15 protein-coding genes and 2 pseudogenes are annotated in these 22,049 nt (G+C 62.1%); 11 read left to right on the top strand and 6 right to left on the bottom strand.

Annotated features, from left to right (window positions below; all coding sequences use genetic code 11):
• Nucleotides 1-322: 322 nt before the first annotated feature.
• Genes ACZ6DL_RS35800 through ACZ6DL_RS35785 form a run of 4 tightly spaced genes read right to left on the bottom strand, consistent with a single transcriptional unit; the run spans nt 323 to nt 2,754 of the window.
• Entirely contained in the window at nt 323-727 is a 405-nt protein-coding gene (locus ACZ6DL_RS35800) for a hypothetical protein (RefSeq protein WP_466057912.1), read from the bottom strand.
• Between the two features lie 57 nt (nt 728-784).
• A complete protein-coding gene (locus tag ACZ6DL_RS35795; protein WP_466057910.1) occupies nt 785-2,113 on the bottom strand; it encodes a hypothetical protein in 1,329 nt (442 codons plus the stop codon).
• Nucleotides 2,114-2,116: 3 nt separating this feature from the next.
• The gene (locus tag ACZ6DL_RS35790; protein ID WP_466057908.1) at nt 2,117-2,416 is read right to left on the bottom strand and encodes a WXG100 family type VII secretion target; all 300 of its coding nucleotides are present in this window, start codon (nt 2,414-2,416) and stop codon (nt 2,117-2,119) included.
• Nucleotides 2,413-2,754, bottom strand: a complete 342-nt coding sequence (locus tag ACZ6DL_RS35785) for a type VII secretion target (protein ID WP_466057906.1) — start codon at nt 2,752-2,754, stop codon at nt 2,413-2,415. Before ACZ6DL_RS35785 ends, ACZ6DL_RS35790 begins: the two co-directional genes overlap by 4 nt.
• Nucleotides 2,755-3,319: 565 nt before the next feature.
• Here ACZ6DL_RS35785 and ACZ6DL_RS35780 point away from each other — a divergent pair.
• The 3 genes and pseudogenes from ACZ6DL_RS35780 to ACZ6DL_RS35770 all read left to right on the top strand — a co-directional run bounded on the left by ACZ6DL_RS35780 (nt 3,320) and on the right by ACZ6DL_RS35770 (nt 6,750).
• Nucleotides 3,320-4,246 carry a restriction endonuclease gene (locus ACZ6DL_RS35780; protein ID WP_466057904.1) on the top strand — a complete coding sequence of 309 codons (927 nt, stop codon included), beginning with the start codon at nt 3,320-3,322 and terminating at the stop codon, nt 4,244-4,246.
• Nucleotides 4,247-4,259: 13 nt separating this feature from the next.
• Complete coding sequence (locus ACZ6DL_RS35775; protein ID WP_466057902.1) at nt 4,260-4,838, top strand: hypothetical protein; 579 nt, start codon at nt 4,260-4,262, stop codon at nt 4,836-4,838.
• Nucleotides 4,839-5,110: 272 nt separating this feature from the next.
• Nucleotides 5,111-6,750: pseudogene (locus tag ACZ6DL_RS35770) on the top strand (restriction endonuclease).
• 534 nt (nt 6,751-7,284) lie between these two features.
• Here the strand turns inward: ACZ6DL_RS35770 and ACZ6DL_RS35765 are convergent.
• Nucleotides 7,285-7,644: a transposase gene (locus tag ACZ6DL_RS35765; RefSeq protein ID WP_466057900.1), complete on the bottom strand. Its 360-nt coding sequence runs from the start codon at nt 7,642-7,644 to the stop codon at nt 7,285-7,287.
• Between the two features lie 217 nt (nt 7,645-7,861).
• A pseudogene (locus tag ACZ6DL_RS35760) lies at nt 7,862-8,053 on the bottom strand (dihydrodipicolinate reductase); the annotation flags it as partial.
• Nucleotides 8,054-8,597: 544 nt separating this feature from the next.
• On the opposite strand from ACZ6DL_RS35760, the gene ACZ6DL_RS35755 reads away from it, so the two are divergent.
• From ACZ6DL_RS35755 to ACZ6DL_RS35720, 8 genes are all read left to right on the top strand, one after another.
• A complete protein-coding gene (locus ACZ6DL_RS35755) occupies nt 8,598-9,236 on the top strand; it encodes a DUF1819 family protein (RefSeq protein WP_466057899.1) in 639 nt (212 codons plus the stop codon).
• Nucleotides 9,233-9,841, top strand: a complete 609-nt coding sequence (locus tag ACZ6DL_RS35750; RefSeq protein ID WP_466057898.1) for a DUF1788 domain-containing protein — start codon at nt 9,233-9,235, stop codon at nt 9,839-9,841. Before ACZ6DL_RS35755 ends, ACZ6DL_RS35750 begins: the two co-directional genes overlap by 4 nt.
• On the top strand, nt 9,838-13,359 hold the full coding sequence (gene brxC, locus ACZ6DL_RS35745; protein WP_466057896.1) for a BREX system P-loop protein BrxC: 3,522 nt from the start codon (nt 9,838-9,840) through the stop codon (nt 13,357-13,359). The genes ACZ6DL_RS35750 and brxC overlap by 4 nt, the downstream gene beginning before the upstream one ends.
• 16 nt (nt 13,360-13,375) lie before the next feature.
• Nucleotides 13,376-16,900 (top strand): BREX-1 system adenine-specific DNA-methyltransferase PglX, encoded by a 3,525-nt coding sequence (gene pglX / locus ACZ6DL_RS35740; RefSeq protein ID WP_466057894.1) that lies wholly within the window; start codon nt 13,376-13,378, stop codon nt 16,898-16,900.
• The gene (locus ACZ6DL_RS35735; RefSeq protein ID WP_039798163.1) at nt 16,893-17,129 is read left to right on the top strand and encodes a hypothetical protein; all 237 of its coding nucleotides are present in this window, start codon (nt 16,893-16,895) and stop codon (nt 17,127-17,129) included. Before pglX ends, ACZ6DL_RS35735 begins: the two co-directional genes overlap by 8 nt.
• Nucleotides 17,126-19,627, top strand: a complete 2,502-nt coding sequence (pglZ, locus tag ACZ6DL_RS35730) for a BREX-1 system phosphatase PglZ type A (RefSeq protein ID WP_466057892.1) — start codon at nt 17,126-17,128, stop codon at nt 19,625-19,627. The genes ACZ6DL_RS35735 and pglZ overlap by 4 nt, the downstream gene beginning before the upstream one ends.
• Nucleotides 19,628-19,637: 10 nt before the next feature.
• Nucleotides 19,638-21,764, top strand: coding sequence for a BREX system Lon protease-like protein BrxL (gene brxL, locus ACZ6DL_RS35725; protein ID WP_466057890.1), 2,127 nt, complete (start codon nt 19,638-19,640; stop codon nt 21,762-21,764).
• A 100-nt stretch (nt 21,765-21,864) separates the two neighbouring features.
• Nucleotides 21,865-22,049: transposase (locus ACZ6DL_RS35720; RefSeq protein WP_466057888.1), on the top strand; the 185-nt coding region annotated here is incomplete at its 3' end.

Here is a 22,049-nt window from a genome sequence, read left to right as displayed (position 1 = left end):
GAGTCGACCACTACGCACACGTGCTTCGTCGACGGCAGGTGCTGACGCTGGCGTGAGTACCTGCCTGCGGCGTCGTTCGGTCGGGATGGTGGGACATAGATGGACACCCCGACACCGAAGGTGATGCGAGCTGACGACCGACTCGGGGAGTCCTGCCCGAGACTTCTTTGTGCCACCGGCGATCAGGGTTGCTGAACCAAGGACCGACCCGGTTTGCGTCGTGCGCGCAATCCCAGGGACCGAGGTGGTGACTGAGGGCTGGCCGGAGATTACTCGTCCTGCTCAATCCGATTGCGCCGCGCCAGGTGGTGCGTGTCGACTCTCACCTTGCGATGTTTCGGATCGCCGCCAGCGCCTCGTTAATCTCCTCTTCGTAGAAGCCCGTGCGGTAGCGCGCTTCCTGGCTGCCCAGAAACTGGAAGGTGAGATCCAGCAAGCGTGGCCACACGTCGGCGATGTACGTCGGCAGGTGCCGCACGAGCTCACCGGTCGAGTCGGCCGCCGCCTCGTTGCCGGGGAACCGGCCCGTCGAAGCCGGATCGTCCCCCTCGCCTTCGGCGGCGACCACTTTTACTCGCGCATGCTGGTCCAGTTGGCGGGGCACGGAGCGGACGAGTCGCTGCAGGCGGTCCTGGACTTCGGTGTTCCAGCCCAAGGGGATCAGGAGATCTTCCCGGACATTCGCTATTTGAAGAGTAAGTTGTCGAACTGCTTTGAACTGTTCCACATTGAGAGAAACCTCTCGTCCAGGCCGAACTGAAGTCATCCCCGGCTCCACTCTGCGTCACTCCAGATCGTCAAAGTACGCCTTTCCTTCCTTCGGAGTGTGTACCGTTCCGGCCTCACCGTCCTCGATCACGACAGCCCCTGTGCTCGGATCCCAGTATGCGACCCGGCCACCTCGGAGGTCGTACCGGACCTCCACTCCCGGTCGCGTGCCGCTGATGACGCTTTCGACGTAATCGGCGAGTTTTTCGGGGGGCACTCCGGCTACGTAGTGACTGCCGTCGCCCTGCTCCGCTCGGCCGTTGGCATGGTCGGCGATTGCTTTGGCAATCCGCTTCTCCACTGCGTCGTCGTCGGTCTCCGACGGTGCCGAGGGCGAATCATCGTCGATGACGGCTTTCATGGCGATGATGCCAGCGAGAGCGGTGATGGTCGCGCTGAGGTCGGGCACCTGGTCGAAGGCGTCGATGACGCCGACGGTTACGCTGACGGCCAAGGTGATCTTGAGGATTTGGAAGAGCCGCCTGCTCGTATAGAGGCTCCGGATAGCGCTGATGGTATCAGCGGCGGCGATGGTGACACCGCCGCCGGCGACGGCGATACTGCCGCCGAAACTGAAGATGGCTCCCACGATCGCGCCGGTGACCAGGAGTCCGACGGCCCACGCGAAGCTGTTCATCGCCGACTTTATGCCTTCGCCGACCTCGACTGTCGAGGTGTGGTACTCGGCGACCGGTGCTGCGACGTTCCGCGACGCGGAGGCGAGCAGGTTGGCGCCGGACTCGAGTGTCTGAAGTTTCTCTTGGATCAACGCACGGTTCTCGGCAGCGTCCATGCCGTCGAACAGGTCCGATATCGCATTAATTCTCGCGGGGGCCTCCTGGAGGGTCCGATTCTCGGCGAAGGTCTTCCATGTCTGGGCGGCCTTGGCGAGCTTGTCCACGTCACCGTTGGGCAGCTTCTCGAAGGTGCTGACAATCTTCGACGTCAGTTCGCTGAAGAACTCCTCCACACCACCGTTGTGTTTGACGCCGTCACCGTTGTCGTGGACGGAGGTCGGGATAGAGACTTTGTATTCGGACACCTGGTTGACGGTCGGCCGTGGGGGGTGGGCGTGGTCCGATTTGCCGTACCTATATCCACTCGCGTAGAGAACGTTGCCGAAGTTGGTGAGTGCGTCGGCCAGATGGGTGCACGTCTGCATGGTGTCGCGCGCGTACCGATCGTATGCTTCGCCCCACTGTTTACAGCCAGGGGCATCACCGGCCATACCCACGCACTCGCCTTTGACGGCATCATGTACGGGCTTGTCGGCGCGACGCAGTTCGGTGGCGAGGTCGTGGCATTGCTTGGCGGCGTCGTAGTATGTCTGCCAATTGACGCGCACCGCTCATCCTCCTCGGAGCATCTTCAGGTTCTCCTCTACCGCTGTGCTGTAGCCGGTGTGAGCCTTGCGCGCCGCATCGCTCATTTCTCGGACACCGTCGGTGAATTCCCTTGCTCCGAGCATCCATTCGCGGTGGGCATCGTGGTAGGCCGTCGCGGCGGCACTTTCCCAGCCGGTCCCGGAGAGGGTGGCGACCTTGTTGTCTATCTCATCGAGGTTGTCGGCGACGAACCCGGCCAGCGCCGCCAGCCGGGACACGATTTCATCGAGATGGTCGAGGTCGACCGTGAATTCCGTGGTCATGGCAGATCCAGACTGAAGGAGTTGTTCAGGGCGGAAGCACTGCTGCTGTCGCGGGATTCGTAGCTCTGCGCGCTGACTCCCAGCTTCTCTGCTAGTTCGGTGAGGGCGGCGATTATTCGACCGCCGCCGTCGCGGACGTCGGTCCAGCCCTCGGCGAACTCAGAGGCCAGGATGCCGGTCCAGGAACCGTTGACGACACCGTCGACATCTATTGCGGCGGAATCCAAAGCGGTCCGCAACGACTCGGCGAGCTCGTAGACATACCTGCCGACATTGCGAACCTGTTCTGGCACGACCGAGAGATGCTGCCCCGGCGTCGGATTCCCCCCGTCGCTCATGCCCAGGGATGGTACCGATCTCCGGTCGGAGTGTCGAACTCGGGAGCCCGCTGACTGATGCCGAGAGAAAAAGGTGCGTCTCTGCGGCGGCTCCGCCCGCGCGCTCCGACGCCAGCGGAAGGCACCGAGTAGCCTGCGACGTGCGGAAGTCCCGTAGTAGCAAGGTCGCGGTGATCCCCACGCAAACGATACCGTCGACATCGTCCGCTAACTCGCGATAGGTCCATCCGCGAGGTTGCGTCAGTCCCTGCACCGACGAGAGAGTCGAGTGCCGGATATCCACGGTCGTGGTCCGGTCGGCGAAGTAGCCGAAGGCCAAGTCGATGACGTCCGCTGTGAACTCACGGCTGTAGGGGCCATGTTGTATGTGATCGACGATATAGAGCACTGCCGGAATACCGAGTCGGGTAAGAGCAGCCAATTCTAGTGCCGTCAACAGAAGTTAGGATCAATTGGTGCAAACCCTGGAAAGCGTCATGTCGATGGGTGTGTGCCACCGCACCATACTCGCTGAACTCGACTCCCTCTTCGCATCCCTCCAATCCCGCGTCTTCCGAGGCGAGCTGTGACCGCGCCGGTGTCGGCTATGCCGGTGTGGTCGGGCTTTCTCACGGCGGTGCTGGAAGTTCTCGCCGACGGCCACATCTGGCGTAAGCGCGACCTGCACACGGCGGTGGAGGATCATGTCGGGCTGACAGCCGAGCAGCGGGCCGAGGTGCTGCCGTCGGGGCAGGGGCGCGCTGACAACCGGATCGGGTGGGCCCTCGGCGGGCTGTACCGCGCGAAGCTCGTCGACAAGCCGGCCCGCGCTACCTTCGTCATCACCGATGCGGGCCGAGCTCTGCTCGCCGCTCACCCCGCAGGGATCACCGAGAAGATCCTGAAAGCGCTACCCGAGTACCAGGACTACACACCGGCGCGGACAGGCTCCTCGAATGGCCACACCGTAGCCGACGCACATGTCGCCGACGAAGTAGTCGACCCACTCGAGCAGATCGAGCGTGGTGTCGAACGCCTCCATTCCGAGGTCTCCGCCGACCTGCTGGCACGGCTGCGCGGCCAGGATCCGGCGTTCCTCGAACACTCGGTACTCGACGTTCTCGTCGCCATGGGATACGGCGGCACCGAAGGCCGGGCCGCTCGGATCGGCGGGTTCGGTGACGGGGGAGTGGACGGCGTCATCGATCAGGACCCGCTCGGCCTCGAACGCATCTACGTGCAGGCCAAGCGCTACGCCGCGGACAACACCGTCGGTCGGCCGGAGATCCAGGCGTTCGTCGGCGCGTTGCACGGCGTCGGAGCCGCCCGCGGCGTCTTCATTACCACGAGCGCCTTCACCTCGGGTGCCCGCGAGTACGCGCAGAACATCGGCACCCGCATCATCCTCATCGACGGCAGGCGCCTCGCCGAGCTGATGATCCGCTACGGCGTCGGCGTCCAGACGCGACAGACCTTCACGGTCGTCGAGGTGGACGAGGACTACTTCGAGTGACCCTAGGACTCCCATGAGCACACTCCACCGCTGCGCCAGCGACGAGAACTTCGCCGAGTTGCAGCAGGACCCGTTCTTCGACCCCGCAGTCGACCTCATCGCCGACTACCTCACCCACGCGTTCGACGACCCCGCCAGCGGGGAGATGGACCGGTGGACACTGAGTGCGCTCCCCGCCACGAACAGGACCGCCGCGCGTCAGCGCCTGTTCACGCTGAACGTCGGGCCGATGGAAGTGCTGTATGTCGAGCGGTTCCTGGAGGGCAACGGCATCGTGGACTACCGCATCGCGATGTACGTGTCGGAGTCCGCGCTCACCGGAGAGACCCTTCGCACCCTGGCTCAGTTGGAAATTGCCTTTCCACTGTTGCATTTTCAGCGCTCCGGACTGGCCTCTGCCGGCGGCGACGGGATCGTCGTCGACTGGTTCGTCTCCGACGAAGGCGCCGACGAGCAGTTCTTCGGCCTGCCGCTCGCCGCAGCGATCCGACGCCTCGCTGAACTCCTTGTAACCAAGGGGCGTGGACCGTACGCGCCATATCACAACCGCGCCCTCGCAGCCGACGTCCTCGGGCGCATCAGCGGCGCCTGAGGATCAGCATTTACCGACTGTCGGCGCACCGACGGCGGAAAGGATCTCGGCATCGTAACCCCCCGCGGGTTAGTCTGCCTCAACTCTCGTAACCGCGGCCTCCTGAGCGCGGGCCAGATCAGGTGGACCGACCTCACGGGGTCACGTCAAAACCCACGGGCCATTGGGGAGCGGTCCACCTGACCTTGTAACTCGACTGACTTCGCGCGCACTGGCCGCCCTCTGTGGTAGATCGGTACAGAGGTGGTCGTAGGCGTGATCGGGGGTTGGCGATGGCTCGGCGTCGGGGATTCTTCGCGGAATTGCAGCATCAGTTGCGGATGCGCGAGCGGGAGCAGCAGCGGATTCTTGAGCGGCAGCAGAGACTTGAGGCACAGGCGGCGCGGGAGCAGCAGCGTGCCGTCAAGGCCGCCGAGCTGGCATCGGCCCGTGCCGCCAAGGAGCAGCAGGTCCGCTACGTCGAGCAGCGGCGTGCCTATGCTGCACACCGGACTCGCATGGTTCGTGAACGAGTCGAGGAGCTTGCCTCGCTTCTGGCCAGCTACGTTCCCACAGAGGTGCTCTGGCCAACCGACCTGCTGCGGAGCGAGTTCCAACCGCGGCCGTTCACCCCTGGGCCCGAGCTAGCGGCCGCCAGTCCTGCGCCGGTGTGGGAGCAGTTCGCACCACCGGCACCGACGGGCTGGCAGCGCGTGCGGAGTAGTGGGCACCAGCGGCAGGTCGAGCAGAAGCGGGCGGATTTCGAAGAGGCTCTGGCGCAGCACATGAGCCGAGAAGAACATCGGATGGCTGCGTGGGATGCGGCCGTGAGAAGCCATGAGGCCGCCGAGCGGGTTCGAGCCGAGGAAGTCGAGCAGAGCAACGCTCAGCTGGAAGTCCTCCGGCAACGCTTCGAAGCAGCGGACCCGGCTGCGGTCGAGGAGTGCTTCGAAGTGTTCCTCAAGGCAGCGGGACTGCCTGTGGACCTGACGATCTATGTCGAGGTCGCGTATCAGTCACAGTCTCGGCGGCTGTTGATCGACCGGAGGCTTCCAGGGATCGAGGTCATCCCACCAGAGCGAGAATACCGTTACGTCCGCGAGCGCGATGAGATTGTGAGTTCTGCTCGTTCGCCCAAAGAAGTGCAGCAACGTTATGCGGATCTGCTCGGCCGACTCGTGTTGCTCACGATGCGGGATGCTTTTGCTGTGCGGCCGGGCTCTCTGGTCGAGGAAGTCGCGGTCAACGGCGTGGTCGCCGGGCGGAACAAGGCCACTGGGCGGCCGGAGGATCACGTCTTGATCAGCGTGTCCGCGACTCGCGCGCAGTTTGAGGATCTGGTGCTGACCGAGTTGGATCCTGTGGCGTGCCTACAGCAGCACTTGAACGCGATCGTTTCCCCACATCCTTGGGATCTCGAGCCGGTTCGACCGATTTTCGACCCGGACCTATCTCGCTACAAGCGGGCCGACTCGGTTGATGTGGCTAGCCAACTCGATTCACGACCCGTGTTAGTGGAGATGCCGTGGAAGGACTTCGAACAGCTGGTGCGAGAGCTGTTCGAAGCAATAGGTATGCAGTCGTGGGTCACCCAGCCGTCCAAGGACGATGGTGTCGACGCCATCGCGATCAACCCCGACCCTGTCAGGGCGGCGAGTGTGTCATTCAAGCCAAGCGCTACAAAAAGGTGGTCGAGATCGATGCGGTGCGCGCATTGGCAGGTGTCATGGAGGACAAGCACGCCAGTCGCGGGGTGTTGGTGACGACCTCATGGTTCGGCAAGGCCAGCGACGATTTCGCGCGACGACACAATCGCATCCAGCTGATCGACGGCGCGCAACTGAAGTATCTCATCAAGGAGCATCTCGGCAAAGACGTCATTCCCGGCGCAATCAAGCCCTCACGACGCAGGGGACCGTCCACGCGCTCATGAGCCGCTCAAGACAGGCGTGGGCAACATACTGCTGCACGGATTGAGCAGGCCATGAGATTCGACCGTCCTCCGTATGTGGTAGTGGACGCCACCGAGTTACGTTCGGATTTTCGACGGCGCCGCTGCTCCAGGGCAGGGTGAGACCGGCGCGGACGGCGTCGTAGTCACGCCGCAGGCCTCGAACGAAGGAGCGCAGCGCTGGTAGGTCGTCGGATTCGACTGCGGTCATCCACGCGTCCAATTCGCCGCCACGTCGCTCACGCATCATCACCGCGAAAGCACGTACGTGCCCGGCGAGCGGTGAGTTCCGGACTGGCGTCGAGCACGGTGTCGAGGCGTTGCCGATCGTGGGGATCGAGTGTGGTGAGACGGCTCATCAGCCAGGTAACGAAGCGGCGGACCGATAAGGTGGGCGGTGCGCAGTGGCTGCAGGAAGTCGAACAGGATCGTTCGGCTGCCGCGATATCCTCGTGCTCGGATCTCGGTGAGCAGCTCGCGCGTGTTGGTGCACCCTTCGTTCCAAGGTGCAGCAGACTAGGGTGTTTGAACTCGTCCAGCACGCTCGGTCGTTGTTTGCCGGCCGAGCCCCGGATCAGCTCGTCGGGGGTGGACGCGCGGGCCGGACGGTGGCGCGGGCGAGACCGAGCCGCAGGCTGATCGCGCACCGGCGCGGTCGCGGCAGATGATGTCGACACCGGGATGGGCGTGCAGCCAGGCGCTGAGCGTGTCGCTGGTGCGGTCGGCGAGCACATCGATGGGCCGCCTGGTTTCGATGTCGATGAGGATCGTGCCGTAGCGGTGTCCGCGGCGTAGCGCGAAATCGTCGACGCCGAGCACGCGTGCTGTGGCATGTTCGGGGTCCGGCATCGCACGGATCTGTCGTAGCAATGTCATCCAGCTGACTGTCGCAGGTCGGAGCCCTCGGCGGGGCACACAAAACATGGGCAACTGGAAAACGCCTGGTGATCGTGGGCCCGTACTCAATGTGAGGGTTGCGATGATCGCGTCCGGAGAGCCGGTCATTTCCATGTTCGCAGCGCCCTCGGCGGGGCGTTGTGAACATGGGAGTGGGGACGACTGCGGTTCGGGCGGTCGGTTGGTGACCGAAGTCGACCGGCTCGATACCGACGATCTCTCCCGCGCCCCGCCCGAGCATCTCGGGCGAGTAGCATTGCAGCCCAACCAGATCCAGATCGCGATGCTCGCGGATACGGCTGATCATTTCGGTGCCGATGTTGCCGGTGGCGACCTGGAAGACTCGGACCTGGCCGGAAGAGCTCACGGCGAGACGCCTTTCTGTCATGAGGGAGGGTGATGTCGTCTGTTGTGTGCCGGTAAGTGCCGGTGACCGCCCGCGGCCGGGGTGCGACCGCGCCGCTGCCGGGTCGTGCGGGCGCGGTGGGCCCGCCAGGCGGTGTAGAACTGCCTCGCCCATTCGCGCACCGCGGTGAATCCCTAGATTCCCTGCGTGACAACGCAGGTGGGCCCGAGTAACGCTGGTGTGCCCAGATGCGGAGGTCGGCTTCGAACTGGTCGATGACGAAATCGGCCACCTTCTTGCCGTATTCGGTGATCTCGGGGCTGTCGTCACCGGGTTTGCGGCCGAGCGCTGGCCGGACGGGCCCGTGGTCTCGGGCGCGCAGGGCCAGGGCCGCCGCGAGTCGCCGCCCGCGCTGGCTCCAGCGACGACGATTCGGGCGGGGTCGGTTCCCGGCTGCTCGGCGATCCAATCCGTCGATGTACGCGAACAACGCGTTCTCCGCGTCTTCTCTTGTGCGCCAAGCATTCCGGTATGCAAGCTCGGTCCTATAGCCTGATCTACTGCCCCAAAACAGGAAGGACGCCCTGTGGCCGTGACCGACCAGCCACGAGCACGCTATGCATTATCGTTCACGAGTGGCGGCCTCTTGGTCCGTGAGGGCGAGGTGGTCGCCGAGGTATATCTGGGTTGCCGCTCCTGGGACGAGACTCGCACCCGGATCGTAGAGGGAAACCGGCTACAAGCACGCACGTCCTCATCGAGCACTCGTGTCACCCGCGAGACCGTTCAACGTCTGTCCGTGCTGAGCGACAGTGAGCTCGAGCTGCTCATCGACGCAAGCCCCACCGAGCAGCGTCATCTCATGTGGGTTGCGGCCTGCCGTCGCTACGACTTCATCGGCGACTTCGCCGAAGAAGTTCTCCGCGAACGTTTCCTGCTGATGACCCCCACCTTGAGCACCGAGGACTTCGACCGTTTCCTGACCGGCAAGAGCCTCTGGCACCCGGAACTCGACGAGCTGAAATCTTCGACCAGTCAGAAGCTCCGCCAGACCCTGTTCCGGATGCTCCACGAGGCAGGACTGCGCACCACGAGTGGGGACCTCGTCCCTGCCGTGCTTTCCGCGCGTGTCGCCGAGCTACTCGGCCGCCGGACCCCTAGTGACCTCCGGTTCTTCCCGACCATGGCGCCGATCAGCGAGTTTGATCACGAGGTGCAGCTATGAGGACCGCCCAACGGGACCTCGTCAGCGACGAGAAGCACGTCTACGACGTTCTGCGCAGTGAGCGGTTCCTGAAGATGGAAGGCCTGTCCAAGGAAGTCCCGTTCTTCATCTACCACTTCCCGCCGTCATGGGCATTCGGCGTCGACGACATGCGTGACCGTGTGCAGACGAAGCTGCAAAGCGACGAGGGGCGCAGTGTCGTGGAAATCAATCTCTACGACCTTGCCGTGGAGCTGTTGAAGGCCCGCGGTGTCTGGGAACGCGTCCTCGACCTCGAGCCAACGATGGACAAGTCGGAGTTCCGTGGGGTGTTGCAGGGCATGCTCGATCCGCATGACCACCTCGCACCCGCCATCCGGGCACGGCTCGATGAGCAGCCCAGCGACATGGTCTTCCTCACCGGCATCGGCGAGGTATTTCCCTTTATCCGCACCCACACGGTGCTGGAGAACCTGCAAAGCGTCGTGGTCGGGCGTCCGATGCTCGTCTGGTTCCCGGGCACCTATGAGTTCACTCAGACAGCCGGTCACCAGCTGCGCGCACTGAACCTCGGTGCCAGCGACAGCTATTACCGGGCCAAGGACATTCTGGAGCAAGAAGCATGAGCGTGCGCACGATCAACGAGATCTTCGCTAAGCGGATCGACCGAGCAATCGAGGGTGTCATCAAGGCCGATGACACCTCCCAGCTCGCCACCGAGGTGGAGGAGTATGTCCTCACGAACGAGGCCGCCAAGGGCGTGGAACATGTGCTGGAGGCCTACACCAACTACACGAACGCCAACGGCGTGTGGATCTCCGGCTTCTTCGGCTCCGGTAAGTCACACCTGTTGAAGATGCTCGCCCACCTGCTCGGTGATATCGACGGCCACGAGTATCCACGGGCCCGGGTCTCGGAACAATTCCGGGTCAAGGCCGATGACGCATTCCTGCCTGCCCTGATCGTGAAGGCCGACCGGATCGCGGCCAAGAGTCTTCTGTTCAACATAGACCAGAAGGCCACGCTGATCTCGAAGGACCAGAACGACGCGTTGCTCAAGGTTTTCGTGAAGGTCTTCGACGAGTCCCGCGGCTACTACGGCAATCAAGGGCACATCGCCCGTTTCGAACGCGACCTGGACTCCCGTGGTCAGTACGCCGAGTTCAAGGCCGCCTTCGAGCGCATCGCAGGGATTCCGTGGTCGCAGGGCCGCGAACAGGCGGCACTGGAAACCGGGAACATTGACAAGGCATTTGCCGAGGTCAACGGCTCCGAGAGCCCCGGCATCATCCGCCAGTACAGCCAGACCTACAAGGTCTCGATCGAGGACTTCGCTGACGAGGTCGCCGCCTGGCTGGGTCGGCAGCCCGAGGGCTACCGACTGAACTTCTTCGTCGACGAGGTCGGCCAGTTCATCGGCACCAACACCCAGCTCATGCTGAACCTCCAGACCATCGCGGAGTCCCTTGCGACGAAGTGCAAGGGGCGCGCGTGGATCTTCGTCACCTCGCAGGAGGACATGGAGAAGGTCGGCGGAGACCGCACCAAGCAGCAGGCCAACGACTTTTCCAAGATCCAGGCCCGCTTCAAGAACCGGCTCAAGCTCACCAGTCAGGATGTCGAAGAAGTCATCCGGAAGCGACTACTCGCCAAGACCGCGTCCGCCACAGGTGAGATCGCGGCGATCTACAGCGCCGAGCACGCGAACTTCAAGACGCTTTTCAACTTCGTCGAGGGACGTCACTACCCGAACTACCGGGATGAGTCCCACTTCGTGGGCACTTACCCATTCGTGAGCTACCAGTTCCCGCTGTTCCAGTCCGCGATCGAAGGCATCAGCGACCACAACATCTTCGAAGGCCGCAACAGCTCCGTCGGTGAGCGCTCCATGCTCGGCGTTGTTCAGCAGGTCGCCACCGAACTGGCCGACAAACCCTTGGGGACGCTCGCTTCCTTCGACCAGATGTTTGAGGGCATCCGCGCCTCGTTGAAGTCCGCAAACCAGCGGGCCATCAACGACGCCGAGCGCAGCCCCTCGCTTCCTCCACTGGCCGTCCGGCTGCTGAAGGCCCTGTTCCTGGTCAAGTATGTGGACACCTTCAAAGCCACCGCCCGGAACCTCACCGTGCTCGTCTATGACCACTTCGGCACGGATCTCAGCCAGCTGGGCAAGGACGTCAACGCGGCCCTCAATGCACTGGAGGCGCAGACCTATATCCAGCGCAACGGCGACCTGTACGACTATCTGACCAATGACGAGCAGAAGATCGAGCAGGAGATCAAGAATGTCGACATCGACAACCCCGAGGTCTCCGGGAAGCTCAACAAACTGCTCGCCGAGTCCGTGGTCAAGCTGACCAAGACCACCTACAAGAACGGGCAGAACTTCCCCTTCGGATACAAGCTCGACGGCACCCCGTATGGCAAGCAGTACGAGCTGTCGCTCCACTTCACCAGCCCTGAAAGCGAATTCAGCCTGGATCAGATCAAGGCCCACAGCGCCGGGCTCGACGAACTGCGCGTTGTTCTCCCGGCCGAGGCCAACCGTATCCTCGGCGACCTGCGTCTGCTGCTGAAGACGGAGAAGTACGTCAAGCGTGCCCAGGGGTCGAGCCGCACAGCGATCGAGCAGACGATCCTGCAAGCGAAGGGAACTCAGAACGCGGAACGGGAAAAGGAAATCGTCGAACGGTTGCGTACCGCGGTCGGCGACTCGACGCTGATCCACAACGCCGGCGTCCTGGACGTCAGCTCGTCCGACGCACAGGCCCGGATCAACGAGGGGTTCCAGCGGGTCATCGCCGCGACGTACAAGAACCTCGGGATGCTCGCCGGCAAGACCTTCAACGAGCAGAGCCTGGGTGAATTCGTGAACCCCGCAGGTGACGGCTTGTTCCAGCAAACGGCGAGCATCCTGGAGGTTCCCGGCGGAGACGTGCTCGGTCACCTGGAGCTGCGCCGCAAGCGCCATGAGCAGGTCACCATGCGGCAGCTCATCGATCGATACACGGCGAAGCCGTTCGGCTGGGATCAGTGGTCTGTCGCCGCGGTGGTCGCATACCTTGCCGGTCAGTCGAAGATCGAGATCCAACTGAACGGGAAGGTCCTGGCTCGTACCGAGATCACCGGAGCGCTGCGGAACACACAAAGCTACTCGGCCATGGTCGTCGCGCCGCAGCGGGTGTTCGATGCCAAGATCGTGAATGCGTTCCGCAAGTTCGTCGTGGAATTCACCGATGACGGAGGGGTCACCAAAGACCCGTTGGAACTAGCGCGGGCTGGCAAAGAACGCCTGCAAGCTAAACTCGCAGAACTGAAGACGCTGCGTACAGCTTCACCGTTCGCGTTCATCGATCAACTGGACGAGCCGATCCAGATGCTCGCCGAGCTGTGTGAACACAAGGCGGACTGGTTCATCACCGACTTCAGTGACGCTGATGACCTGCTCGACGCGAAGGGCAACGTGATCGACCCGATCAAGGCCTTCCTGAACGGCAGCCAGTGCGGCATATTCGAAAAAGCCCTGGCCTTCATGCAGAACAACCAGTCCAACATCGCCTACCTGGTCCCCGGCGCCACCAACGCCGTCGAATCCGCCCTGGAAGACCCACAGATCTTCCGTGGCAACAAGACGCGGCAGCTCGGTGCCGCGGTGGAGGACCTGGAACAGCAGTTGCACAGCTTGATCGACGCGGAACGTACCGCCGCCACCGACAAGATCAACGACTACTGGCTTCAAGTGCCGCAAAGCAGGGCATACGCCGACGCAACCGATACCGCCCAGCATTCGGTGACGAGCAAAACGCAGGCCGTGCTCGACCGGGTGCGGCAGGAGACACAGATCCCGGCCATCAGGAACCTTGCAGCCCACTTCGCCGACACGATCTACCCGGAGATCATCGACGAACTGGAAGCCGCTAAGGCCGCGCCCGATCCGAGCTCCGAACCGAAACCCCAGCCCGGTACCGACCCAGCCCCGAAGCCCGCTCCGGCGCCGGTCAAGCAGACCGTGTCGATCAAGAAGCTGACGCTGCCCGGCAATGGGCAGGTCCTCGAAACCGCGGACGACGTCGAGGTTTACCTCGACAGGCTCCGTGCGACGCTGCTCGCCACGATCAACGACAACAAGCGCATCACGCTCTGAGGCGGAAGAGAAACACATGGATACCAAGCCCTTGGAGCGATTCGCCACCCGGGCCCGCCGAGAACTGCTCGCTGCGGTCGAAGCTCAGGCTTCGGCGGTCCTCGCCGCTGGTTCGGTTGCGCGGAGCGAGCGTGGCCAGACGGTGAAGCGACTCGAAAGGGAGATCGCCGAGCACGGTCGCAAGCACGTGATCGACAAGGTCGCCTACACCTGGTTCAACCGGCTCATCGCACTACGCTATATGGATGCCCGCGGCTATACGACCGCCGGGATCGTCTCGCCGGCGCACGGCCACGACCACGGCCAGCCAGAGATTCTCGCCGACGCTAAGCGTGGATACTTCGATGCCGAGGTAGTCACCAGCGACCGCGGGGCCGATGCGATCCTGGGGCTGCTCGACGGAACCCGTCGCAGCACGGACGCCGAAGGGGAGGCCTACGCGCTGCTCTTGACCGAGTACTGCCGGTACTGGAATAAGGCCATGCCCTTCATGTTCGAGCGTGAAGGCGATTACACCGAACTCCTCGTCCCGTCAGGGCTTCTCGCCGACGGTGGGATTCTGTCGCGTGCCCGCGAGGTGCTCACGGAGGACGTCTGCAAGGACGTCGAGGTGATCGGATGGCTCTACCAGTTCTACATCTCCGAGCGAAAAGACGAGGTCTTCGCCGGTTTCAAGAAGAACAAAAAGGCCGGCGCCGATGAGATCCCGGCGGCAACCCAGCTCTTCACGCCACGCTGGATTGTTCGCTACCTGGTTGAGAACTCGCTCGGCAGGCTGTGGATGCTCAACCGGCCGACGTCGCGCCTCGTCGACCGGATGGATTACTACATCGCCCCGGTCGATGAAATAACCGACTTCCTCGAGATCAACGGTCCTGAGGAGCTGACGGTGATCGACCCGGCCTGCGGGTCGGGCCATATGCTCACCTACGCATTCGACCTTCTCTACGCAATCTACGAAGAAGAAGGTTACGCCCCCTCGGAAATCCCGAGTCTGATCCTCGCCCACAACCTTCACGGCACCGAGATCGATCCCCGCGCAGGATCACTGGCAGCCTTCGCGCTCACTATGAAGGCACGCGCCAAGGATCGGCGATTTTTCACTCGTTCGCAGGTGAAGCCTAAGATCTGCGTGATCGAACCGATCTCGTTCGGACCTGATGAACTGGACTTCCTGGTGACCGCCGACGGCAACCGGTACGCGGAGGAGGCGCTCTGGAATCAATTCCGCGACGCCGACCGGCTCGGTGCACTGATTCAACCGGACGCCGAAGAGGCCAAGCGAGCAGCCAGCGTAGTGGAAGATTTGAAGGAGCAGGAAGGGACGCTCCTTTTCGAGACGCTGGACCAGGCATGCAAGGTCGTCGAGCAGGCCGCGATCCTCAGTCGCGAGTACGCGATTGCGGTGGCAAACCCGCCCTACATGGGCAGCAAGAACATGGACGCTCGACTGGTGGATTTCGTTAAGAGCAAGTACGCCGATGGTAAACAAGATCTCTACGGTTGCTTCGTCCTGCGCGCGATAAATCTCGTCTCCCAAGGGGGCATGGTCGGGAAAATAATCGGCGATACGTGGATGTCGATCGTAAGCTTTAAGGACCTGCGAGAAGACATCCTCGCGGGCCACTCGTTTGACAGTTTTGTCCACCTTCGGGATGTCTCCAACCACCCTGACGTCTTTGGCGCAAACGCCGCCTTCATTCTTGCGATGACCAACTCGCCGGGACGGCAAGCTCCATTCATTCGCCTGACGTCGTTGAATGAAGAAGAGAAGTGTCTCCGTCTCATCGAAGCAATCAAAGACCCCGAATGTGAGTGGCGATTTACGGCATCGTCCGAGGATTTCTCCAAAGTACCTGGCTCACCGATCGCGTACTGGCTCTCCGACGCCATGCGTGCCGCTTTTGCCAAGGGACGACCGTTGAAGGAAGTTGCAGCGCCTCGACAAGGTCTGTCGACCGCAGATAATAGTCGGTTTCTACGCTCCTGGTGGGAGGTAGAATTACGCCGAATATTGCTGGGGTGTGAGAGCAGAGCTGAGGCCGGAGAGTCTGCTGCGCGGTGGTTTCCTCACAATAAGGGTGGCGAGTTCCGAAAGTGGTGGGGGAACCACGAACATCTGGTGGACTGGGAAGATGATGGTCGAGAGCTGCTTTCGCTGCGACCAAAGTCGGTTATCCGTAATCCTTCCACCTATTTTCAACCATCTGTCTCATGGTCAAGGATTAGCTCAGGAGATCCCGCCTTTCGCGTGTATCCACATGGGTTCATATACAACGATGTTGGGCCATCGCTCTTCTTTGACGACGCCAGCACTCGGTACTCATTTGTCTCGCTGGCTAATTCTAGCGTGGCCCACGCTATTTTGCAGGCAGTGGCGCCGACTCTGCATTTTGACGGAGGGCAGATTGCACAGTTGCCTGTATTTGACTCGGGCTCAGCACAACGGGCGAGAATTGCGGAGGATGCAGTAAAGGTATCTCAGGCGGACTGGGATGATTTCGAGACGTCTTGGAGCTTCACAACTCCATCGTGGATGGCTACGAGAGTATCTGGACAGACGCTGTCCGAACACTACGCTGCGTGGTCGGTGAGACAATCTCAAATTGCTCGTGAGCAACGGGCACGCGAGACAGCGAACAACCGCGTCGTTGCCGAGGCCTACGGACTGCAAGACGAGGTGCAGATCGAGGTACCGCTCCACCGCGTGTCCCTGAATCGCAATGTTGCATTCCGGTACGGCCCTGGTAAATCGGACACCGAGTACGAGGCTTTGGAACGTGCTGATTTCGTTAAAGAGTTGTTCTCCCACGCCGTGGGGTGCATGTTTGGTCGCTACAGCCTCGACGCGCCGGGTCTGATCCTGGCGGACCAGGGCGCGACGCTTCAGGACTACCTCGCGAAGGTGCCGTCGCCCACGTTCCTGCCGGATGCCGACAATGTCATCCCGTTCGTTGACGACGGCTGGTTCGAGGACGACATCGTCGAGCGGATCCGGCAGTTTCTGCGTACAGCCTTCGGAGCGGAGCATTTCGAGAAGAACCTCCGTTTCGTGGAGGAATCCCTGGGCGTCAAGACGATTCGGGACTACTTCATCGCGAAGTCGAACCCCGCCGGTAAAAACGTCGCGAGGTCGAGGTTCTACGAGGATCACGTGCAACGCTACAAGAAGCGTCCGATCTATTGGATGTTCTCCTCTCTCAAAGGATCATTCAACGCGCTGGTCTACATGCACCGCTACACCCCGTCAACGGTGTCGACGGTGCTGAACGAGTACCTCCGTGAATACCGAGCGAAGCTCGAGGTCGCGCTCCAGCGCGCTGAGGAAGCCTCTGCCGGTGGCGCATCGGCGAAAGCACAGAAAGAAGCTGATCGCCTGCGCGCGATCCTCGCCGAGCTGCGCGACTACGAGCATGATGTCCTCTACCCGTTGGACATCCAGAGAGTAGAAATCGACCTCGACAACGGCGTGAGGGTGAACTACCCGAAGTTCTACCCAGCTTTGAGGAAGATCACCGGTCTGGAGGCATCGGATGGGTGACTTGAAGTCCGCCGGTGGACCGAGCGCGGCAGGCCCGTTCGGGCAGGGCTCTGCGCTGATCGAGACGGCCGGGTCGGCTGTCGCGCCGCCAGCGAACGCGGCGTTGGCGCTGATGAATTGGCAAATCAGACACCTGATCGACACCAAGAGGCTCCAGCAGCAGCGCGCGGAGTACGGGCTTGCGCGTCGCGAATTCGGCAGCCGCCGAGATGACGAGGACCACGAATGAGCAAGACGCCCACGATCTCCAGCCATCTCGTGGACCGCTTCGCCGGGCAACGCATCGTCGTGTGGCACGACCCTGACGGCGGATACGCGGCTGACCTCGACAGCCACTTGCCGAGTGACGTCACCGTGCTGCGCATCGAGGACAATGAGTTCGCCGTCAAGCATCGTGTGCTCCGCGAGGATACGACGACTCGGTTCCTGCTCTACCGTTCTGGACCCGTCGCTAAAGGGGCAGGGAACTGGCTGCTCGACCTCGAGTTGGCCTATGGACCCGTGTTCACGGCAGATCGCGGTGAGCTCATGCGGGCCGGCCTGGGGCTGACCCAGCCTGGTGCCGACGCGCTCATCGCCGAGCATGCCTCGTTCTTCGCTGACGCCACGTTGGTCGACAAACTGAAGGCGTTGCTCGCTCCGAGCGATGATCTCGTGATGGTGCGGGCGAAGATGTGCGCTGTCGCGATCGGGCAGAAGGAGCACAGCTTCTCCGAGCTCACACGTACCCTGCTGGTTCAACAGGCACAGGACAGCTCGGTCGGTTTCGACGCCCTCGCCCAGTATGGGCTCGCCGACTTCCACTGGACCGGCGCGAAGCACATCTATGGGTACCGATCGGAGTCACCGACAGTGCCGGGCTTCATTCTGTGGATGTTCCGGCAGGCTCGCGATGGCTTCGACGTCACCTCGTCGAAGCGTGCCCGCAACCTCGCAATCGATTTCCGTAGCTTCCGGGACTCCAAACGCAGCGCGACCGCGATCAAGGTACTCGCCCGCAAGGCCGAGGAGGACCTCGGTTACCAGGAGGGAGTCGCTGGAATCCCGTGGGACGCACTCAGGGACGCCGACATCTTCGAAGCCGCTGAGCGGGAGACAATCCGCCGTCTGGTCGATGGACTCGTCAACCAGACGATGCCGCAGCGCGATGTTCTCGAAGCCATCGGCGCCCGCCGTCGTGACAGCTTCTGGTTCGACGACTACGCCACCCTCTACGAGGCATTGGCGGCCGCCGCCGAGCTTCTGCCCGCGATCCGCACCGGCCGACTGGATTTCACCAGCTTCGACGAAGGGATCAGGCGGTACCGTGACGAGCTGTTCCGTATCGATCAGCTCTACCGCCAGTTCACCCACGCCTACCTGACGGCCGAGTTCAAGCAGCCGCTCGATGAGTTGGCGGTCCGGGTCGAGGCTGCCTACGTCACGAACTTCCTGGCTCCGCTCGGCACAAGCTGGCAGCAGCAGGTCGACGCGGTCGAGCAGTGGCGCACGCCCGCCGTGACCTCTCAATCCTCGTTCTACGACCAGTACGTCGCGCAACTCACCAAAGGCGGTCACAAGAAGGCCGTTGTCGTGATCTCCGACGCGATGCGTTACGAGATCGCCGAGGAGTTGACCTCGAAGATCCGTGGCGAGAACAAGTTCGAAGCCAAGATCGAGGCATTGCTGGGTGTGCTGCCGAGCTACACGCAGCTGGGCATGGCGGCGCTCCTACCGCACAAGACCTTGGCGCATTCTCCGGCTGGTGATCCGGTTCTGGTCGATGGGCTGAAATCCGATGGTTCGGCGAACCGCAACAAGATTCTGAATGCAGTGGAAGGCGTCGCTGTCCAAGCGAAAGACTTCTTGGAGATGAAGCCGGCCGAGCGACGAGAACTGTATTCATCCCACCAGGTGCTCTACGTCTATCACGACACGATCGACGCCACGGGAGACAGCGCGAAATCGGAACACCGCACCTTTTCAGCAGTGGCAGAGGCACTCGATCAGCTGGTCGATATCGTCAAAAAGCTCGCCAACGCGAACGCCACGAACATCTTTGTCACCGCAGATCACGGCTTCCTCTATCAGCGCTCCAAACTGGCGCCGCAGTTCAACCTCACCGTCAAGCCGCAAGGTGATGAGATCGTTGCAGAGAAGCGCCGTTACGTGCTGGGTCGTGGCCTGAAGGAGGATGCCGGATTCCGGACCTTCCAACCGGATCAGCTGGGGTTGTCCGGCCATCTCGAGGTGCAGATACCGAATTCGATCCACCGAATCGTCAAGCCAGGTGCGGGGTTCCAGTTCGTGCATGGGGGAGCATCGCTCCAGGAGATCGTGGTGCCGGTCGTCTCGATCAACAAGAGACGCAACAACACAGTCGAACCAGTCAACGTCGACATCCACCCTGAGTCCGACAAGATCACTACGGGTCAGGTTGTTGTCAAGCTCTACCAGTCGATGAAGGTCGAACCGCACCGCACTGCACGACGGTTGCGTGCCGGGCTGTACTTCGGGGACCAGCTGATCTCCAACGAACAAGAGATGGTGTTCGACTCGGCGAGCGACCAGGGGCGTGACCGATTCCAGAGCGTTCGGCTCCTGCTGAGCAAAGACGCGGACGACGCGAACAACCAGAGTGTGGAATTCCGCCTGTCGGAGCCGATCGAGGGCACCGACCAGTGGAAGAAGTACAAGAGTGTGCCATACACGATCAAACGTTCCTTCACCACGGACTTCGACTTCTAAGGGAGCGACGATGAGCGAAAACATCGACCTGAACCAGGCCGCGCCCATCGAGGACGTCCTGGAAGCCGAGGCGCCGCAAGCAACCGGGCAGCCCAGCGATCTGGATCGCAAGATCAACGAACACTTCGCTGGCGCCGTGGTCCGCAAGGACCTGGTCAAGGCGGTCAAGGGCAACGCGATCGTGCCCTCTTACGTGTTGGAGTACCTGCTCGGTCAGTACGCGGCCTCCGACGACGAGGCCACGATCCGGGCAGGCATCGACAAGGTGCGAGAAATCCTGGCCCAGCATTACGTGCACCGCAACGAGTCTGAACTGGTCAAGTCGCGCATTCGTGAAAAGGGGCGCTTCCGGATCATCGACAAGGTGAGCGTCACTCTCAACGAGAAAGACGACGTCTACCAGGCATCCTTCGCCAACCTCGGAATCAGCGGCGTTCTCGTAGACCCGGGTACCGTCAACGCGAATCAGAAGCTGCTCGTCAGTGGTGTGTGGTGCCTGTGCGACATCGAATACTTCCACAGCGACGACCCCCGTGCCGTGCCATGGATTCTCGGCAGCTTGAAGCCGATCCAGATGTCGAACTTCGACTACCAGAATTACCTGGATGCGCGGGCGAAGTTCACCACGGACGAGTGGATGGATCTGCTGATCCAGTCGATCGGCTTCGACCCGGAGAAGTTCGGCCGTCGTGCCAAGCTACTCCAGCTCATCCGCCTCATCCCGTTCGTTGAGCGCAACTACAACCTTGTCGAGCTCGGCCCGAAGGGAACCGGCAAGTCGCACATCTACTCAGAGTTCTCGCCTCACGGCATGCTGATCTCCGGCGGTGAGGTCACCGTACCCAAGCTGTTTGTCAACAACGCCAATGGCCGCCTCGGGCTCGTCGGCTACTGGGACGTAGTTGCCTTCGACGAGTTCGCGGGCAAGAAGAAGCGCACCGACAGGGCGCTCGTGGACATCATGAAGAACTACATGGCGAATAAGTCGTTCTCCCGTGGAGTCGAGACCCTCGGCGCAGAGGCATCGATGGTGTTCGTGGGCAATACCTCGCACACCGTGCCGTACATGCTCAAGCACTCCGACCTTTTCGACGAGCTCCCCGAGAGCTACCACGACCCGGCCTACCTCGACCGGCTGCACTGCTACATCCCTGGCTGGGAATTCGACACGATCCGCGGCGACATGTTCTCCACCGGGTATGGATTCGTCGTCGACTACATCGCCGAGGTGCTCAAGTCGATGCGGGACCTCGACTATTCCGACCGCTACCAGCCGCATTTCACGCTTGGCTCAGACATCTCGAGCCGCGACCGCGACGGCATCCAGAAGACCTTCTCCGGTCTCATGAAGCTGCTCTACCCGCATGAGAAAGCCACCGCTGAGGAGATCGAGGAGATCCTGCGCTTCGCGATCGAGGGGCGTAAGCGTGTGAAAGACCAGATCCTGCGTATCGACGACACCATGGTCGCGGTGAATTTCGGCTACCGGCCGCTGGCCGGCGAATGGACGGCCGTCACCACGCTGGAGGAAGACGAGTACCCGGGGCATTATCACCGTGGACGACCGAGTACAGGGGACGTCGATGAGGAAGCTGCGGATCCGGCTACGCCGGCGACCGCGGCTGCTTCGGCTACGGTCAAGGAGGAGTTGTATCAAGGGCAGCGGGACTTCGTCGAGAACCATCGCGGAGTCTCCTACGAGACCCTTCTCATGCCGTACCTGCGTGGTGCGACGGAGATCGAGTTGCACGACCCGTATATCCGGATGAGTCACCAGGGCCGGAACCTGGTCGAGTTGCTGGCTTTGATCGCGTCGGCGAAGGACCCTGCTGACGAGGTGTTGTTCAAGCTGTTCACCCTCCTCGAAGATGATCCTAACAAACAGAAGAAGCAGTTGCAGATGCTCCACCAGATCGTTCAGGGATCCGCCCAGCAGGGGATAAAGGTAGAAGTGGCCAAGGACCCCGGGGGTCACGACCGCTGGATCCGCACCAACAATGGATGGCGCATCAACCTCGGTCGTGGTCTGGACATCTTCCAGAAGCAAGAAGGCGGCTGGTTCGACTTCGGTAGTACCCGCCAGGAGTTCCGCCAGGTTCGCGCCTTCGGAGTGACGTACATTCGAGATGAGGGCTGACGTCATTCCGAGATCGGAAACCGGACGGGCCTAAACTGAGATTCCCCCGTTTTCCGGAGGGCTCCGATGTGTGGTCCGATAGGACCGGAAGGAGTCATCTGTGGCGGCACCGAGGAAGTACCCCGACGAGTTGAGGGCTCGCGCGGTCCGGTTGTACCGGGAGTCGGACCCCAAGCCGACGATCCGCAAGCTCGCCGAGCAGTTGGGGGTGCATCACGAGGCGTTGCGGAACTGGATCCGCCAGGCCGAGGCCGATGCTGGTGAGCGGGCCGATCGGCCGACCAC

The organism is Nocardia sp. NPDC041819, assembly GCF_055590505.1.
This window is presented reverse-complemented; position numbering and strand designations above follow the sequence as displayed.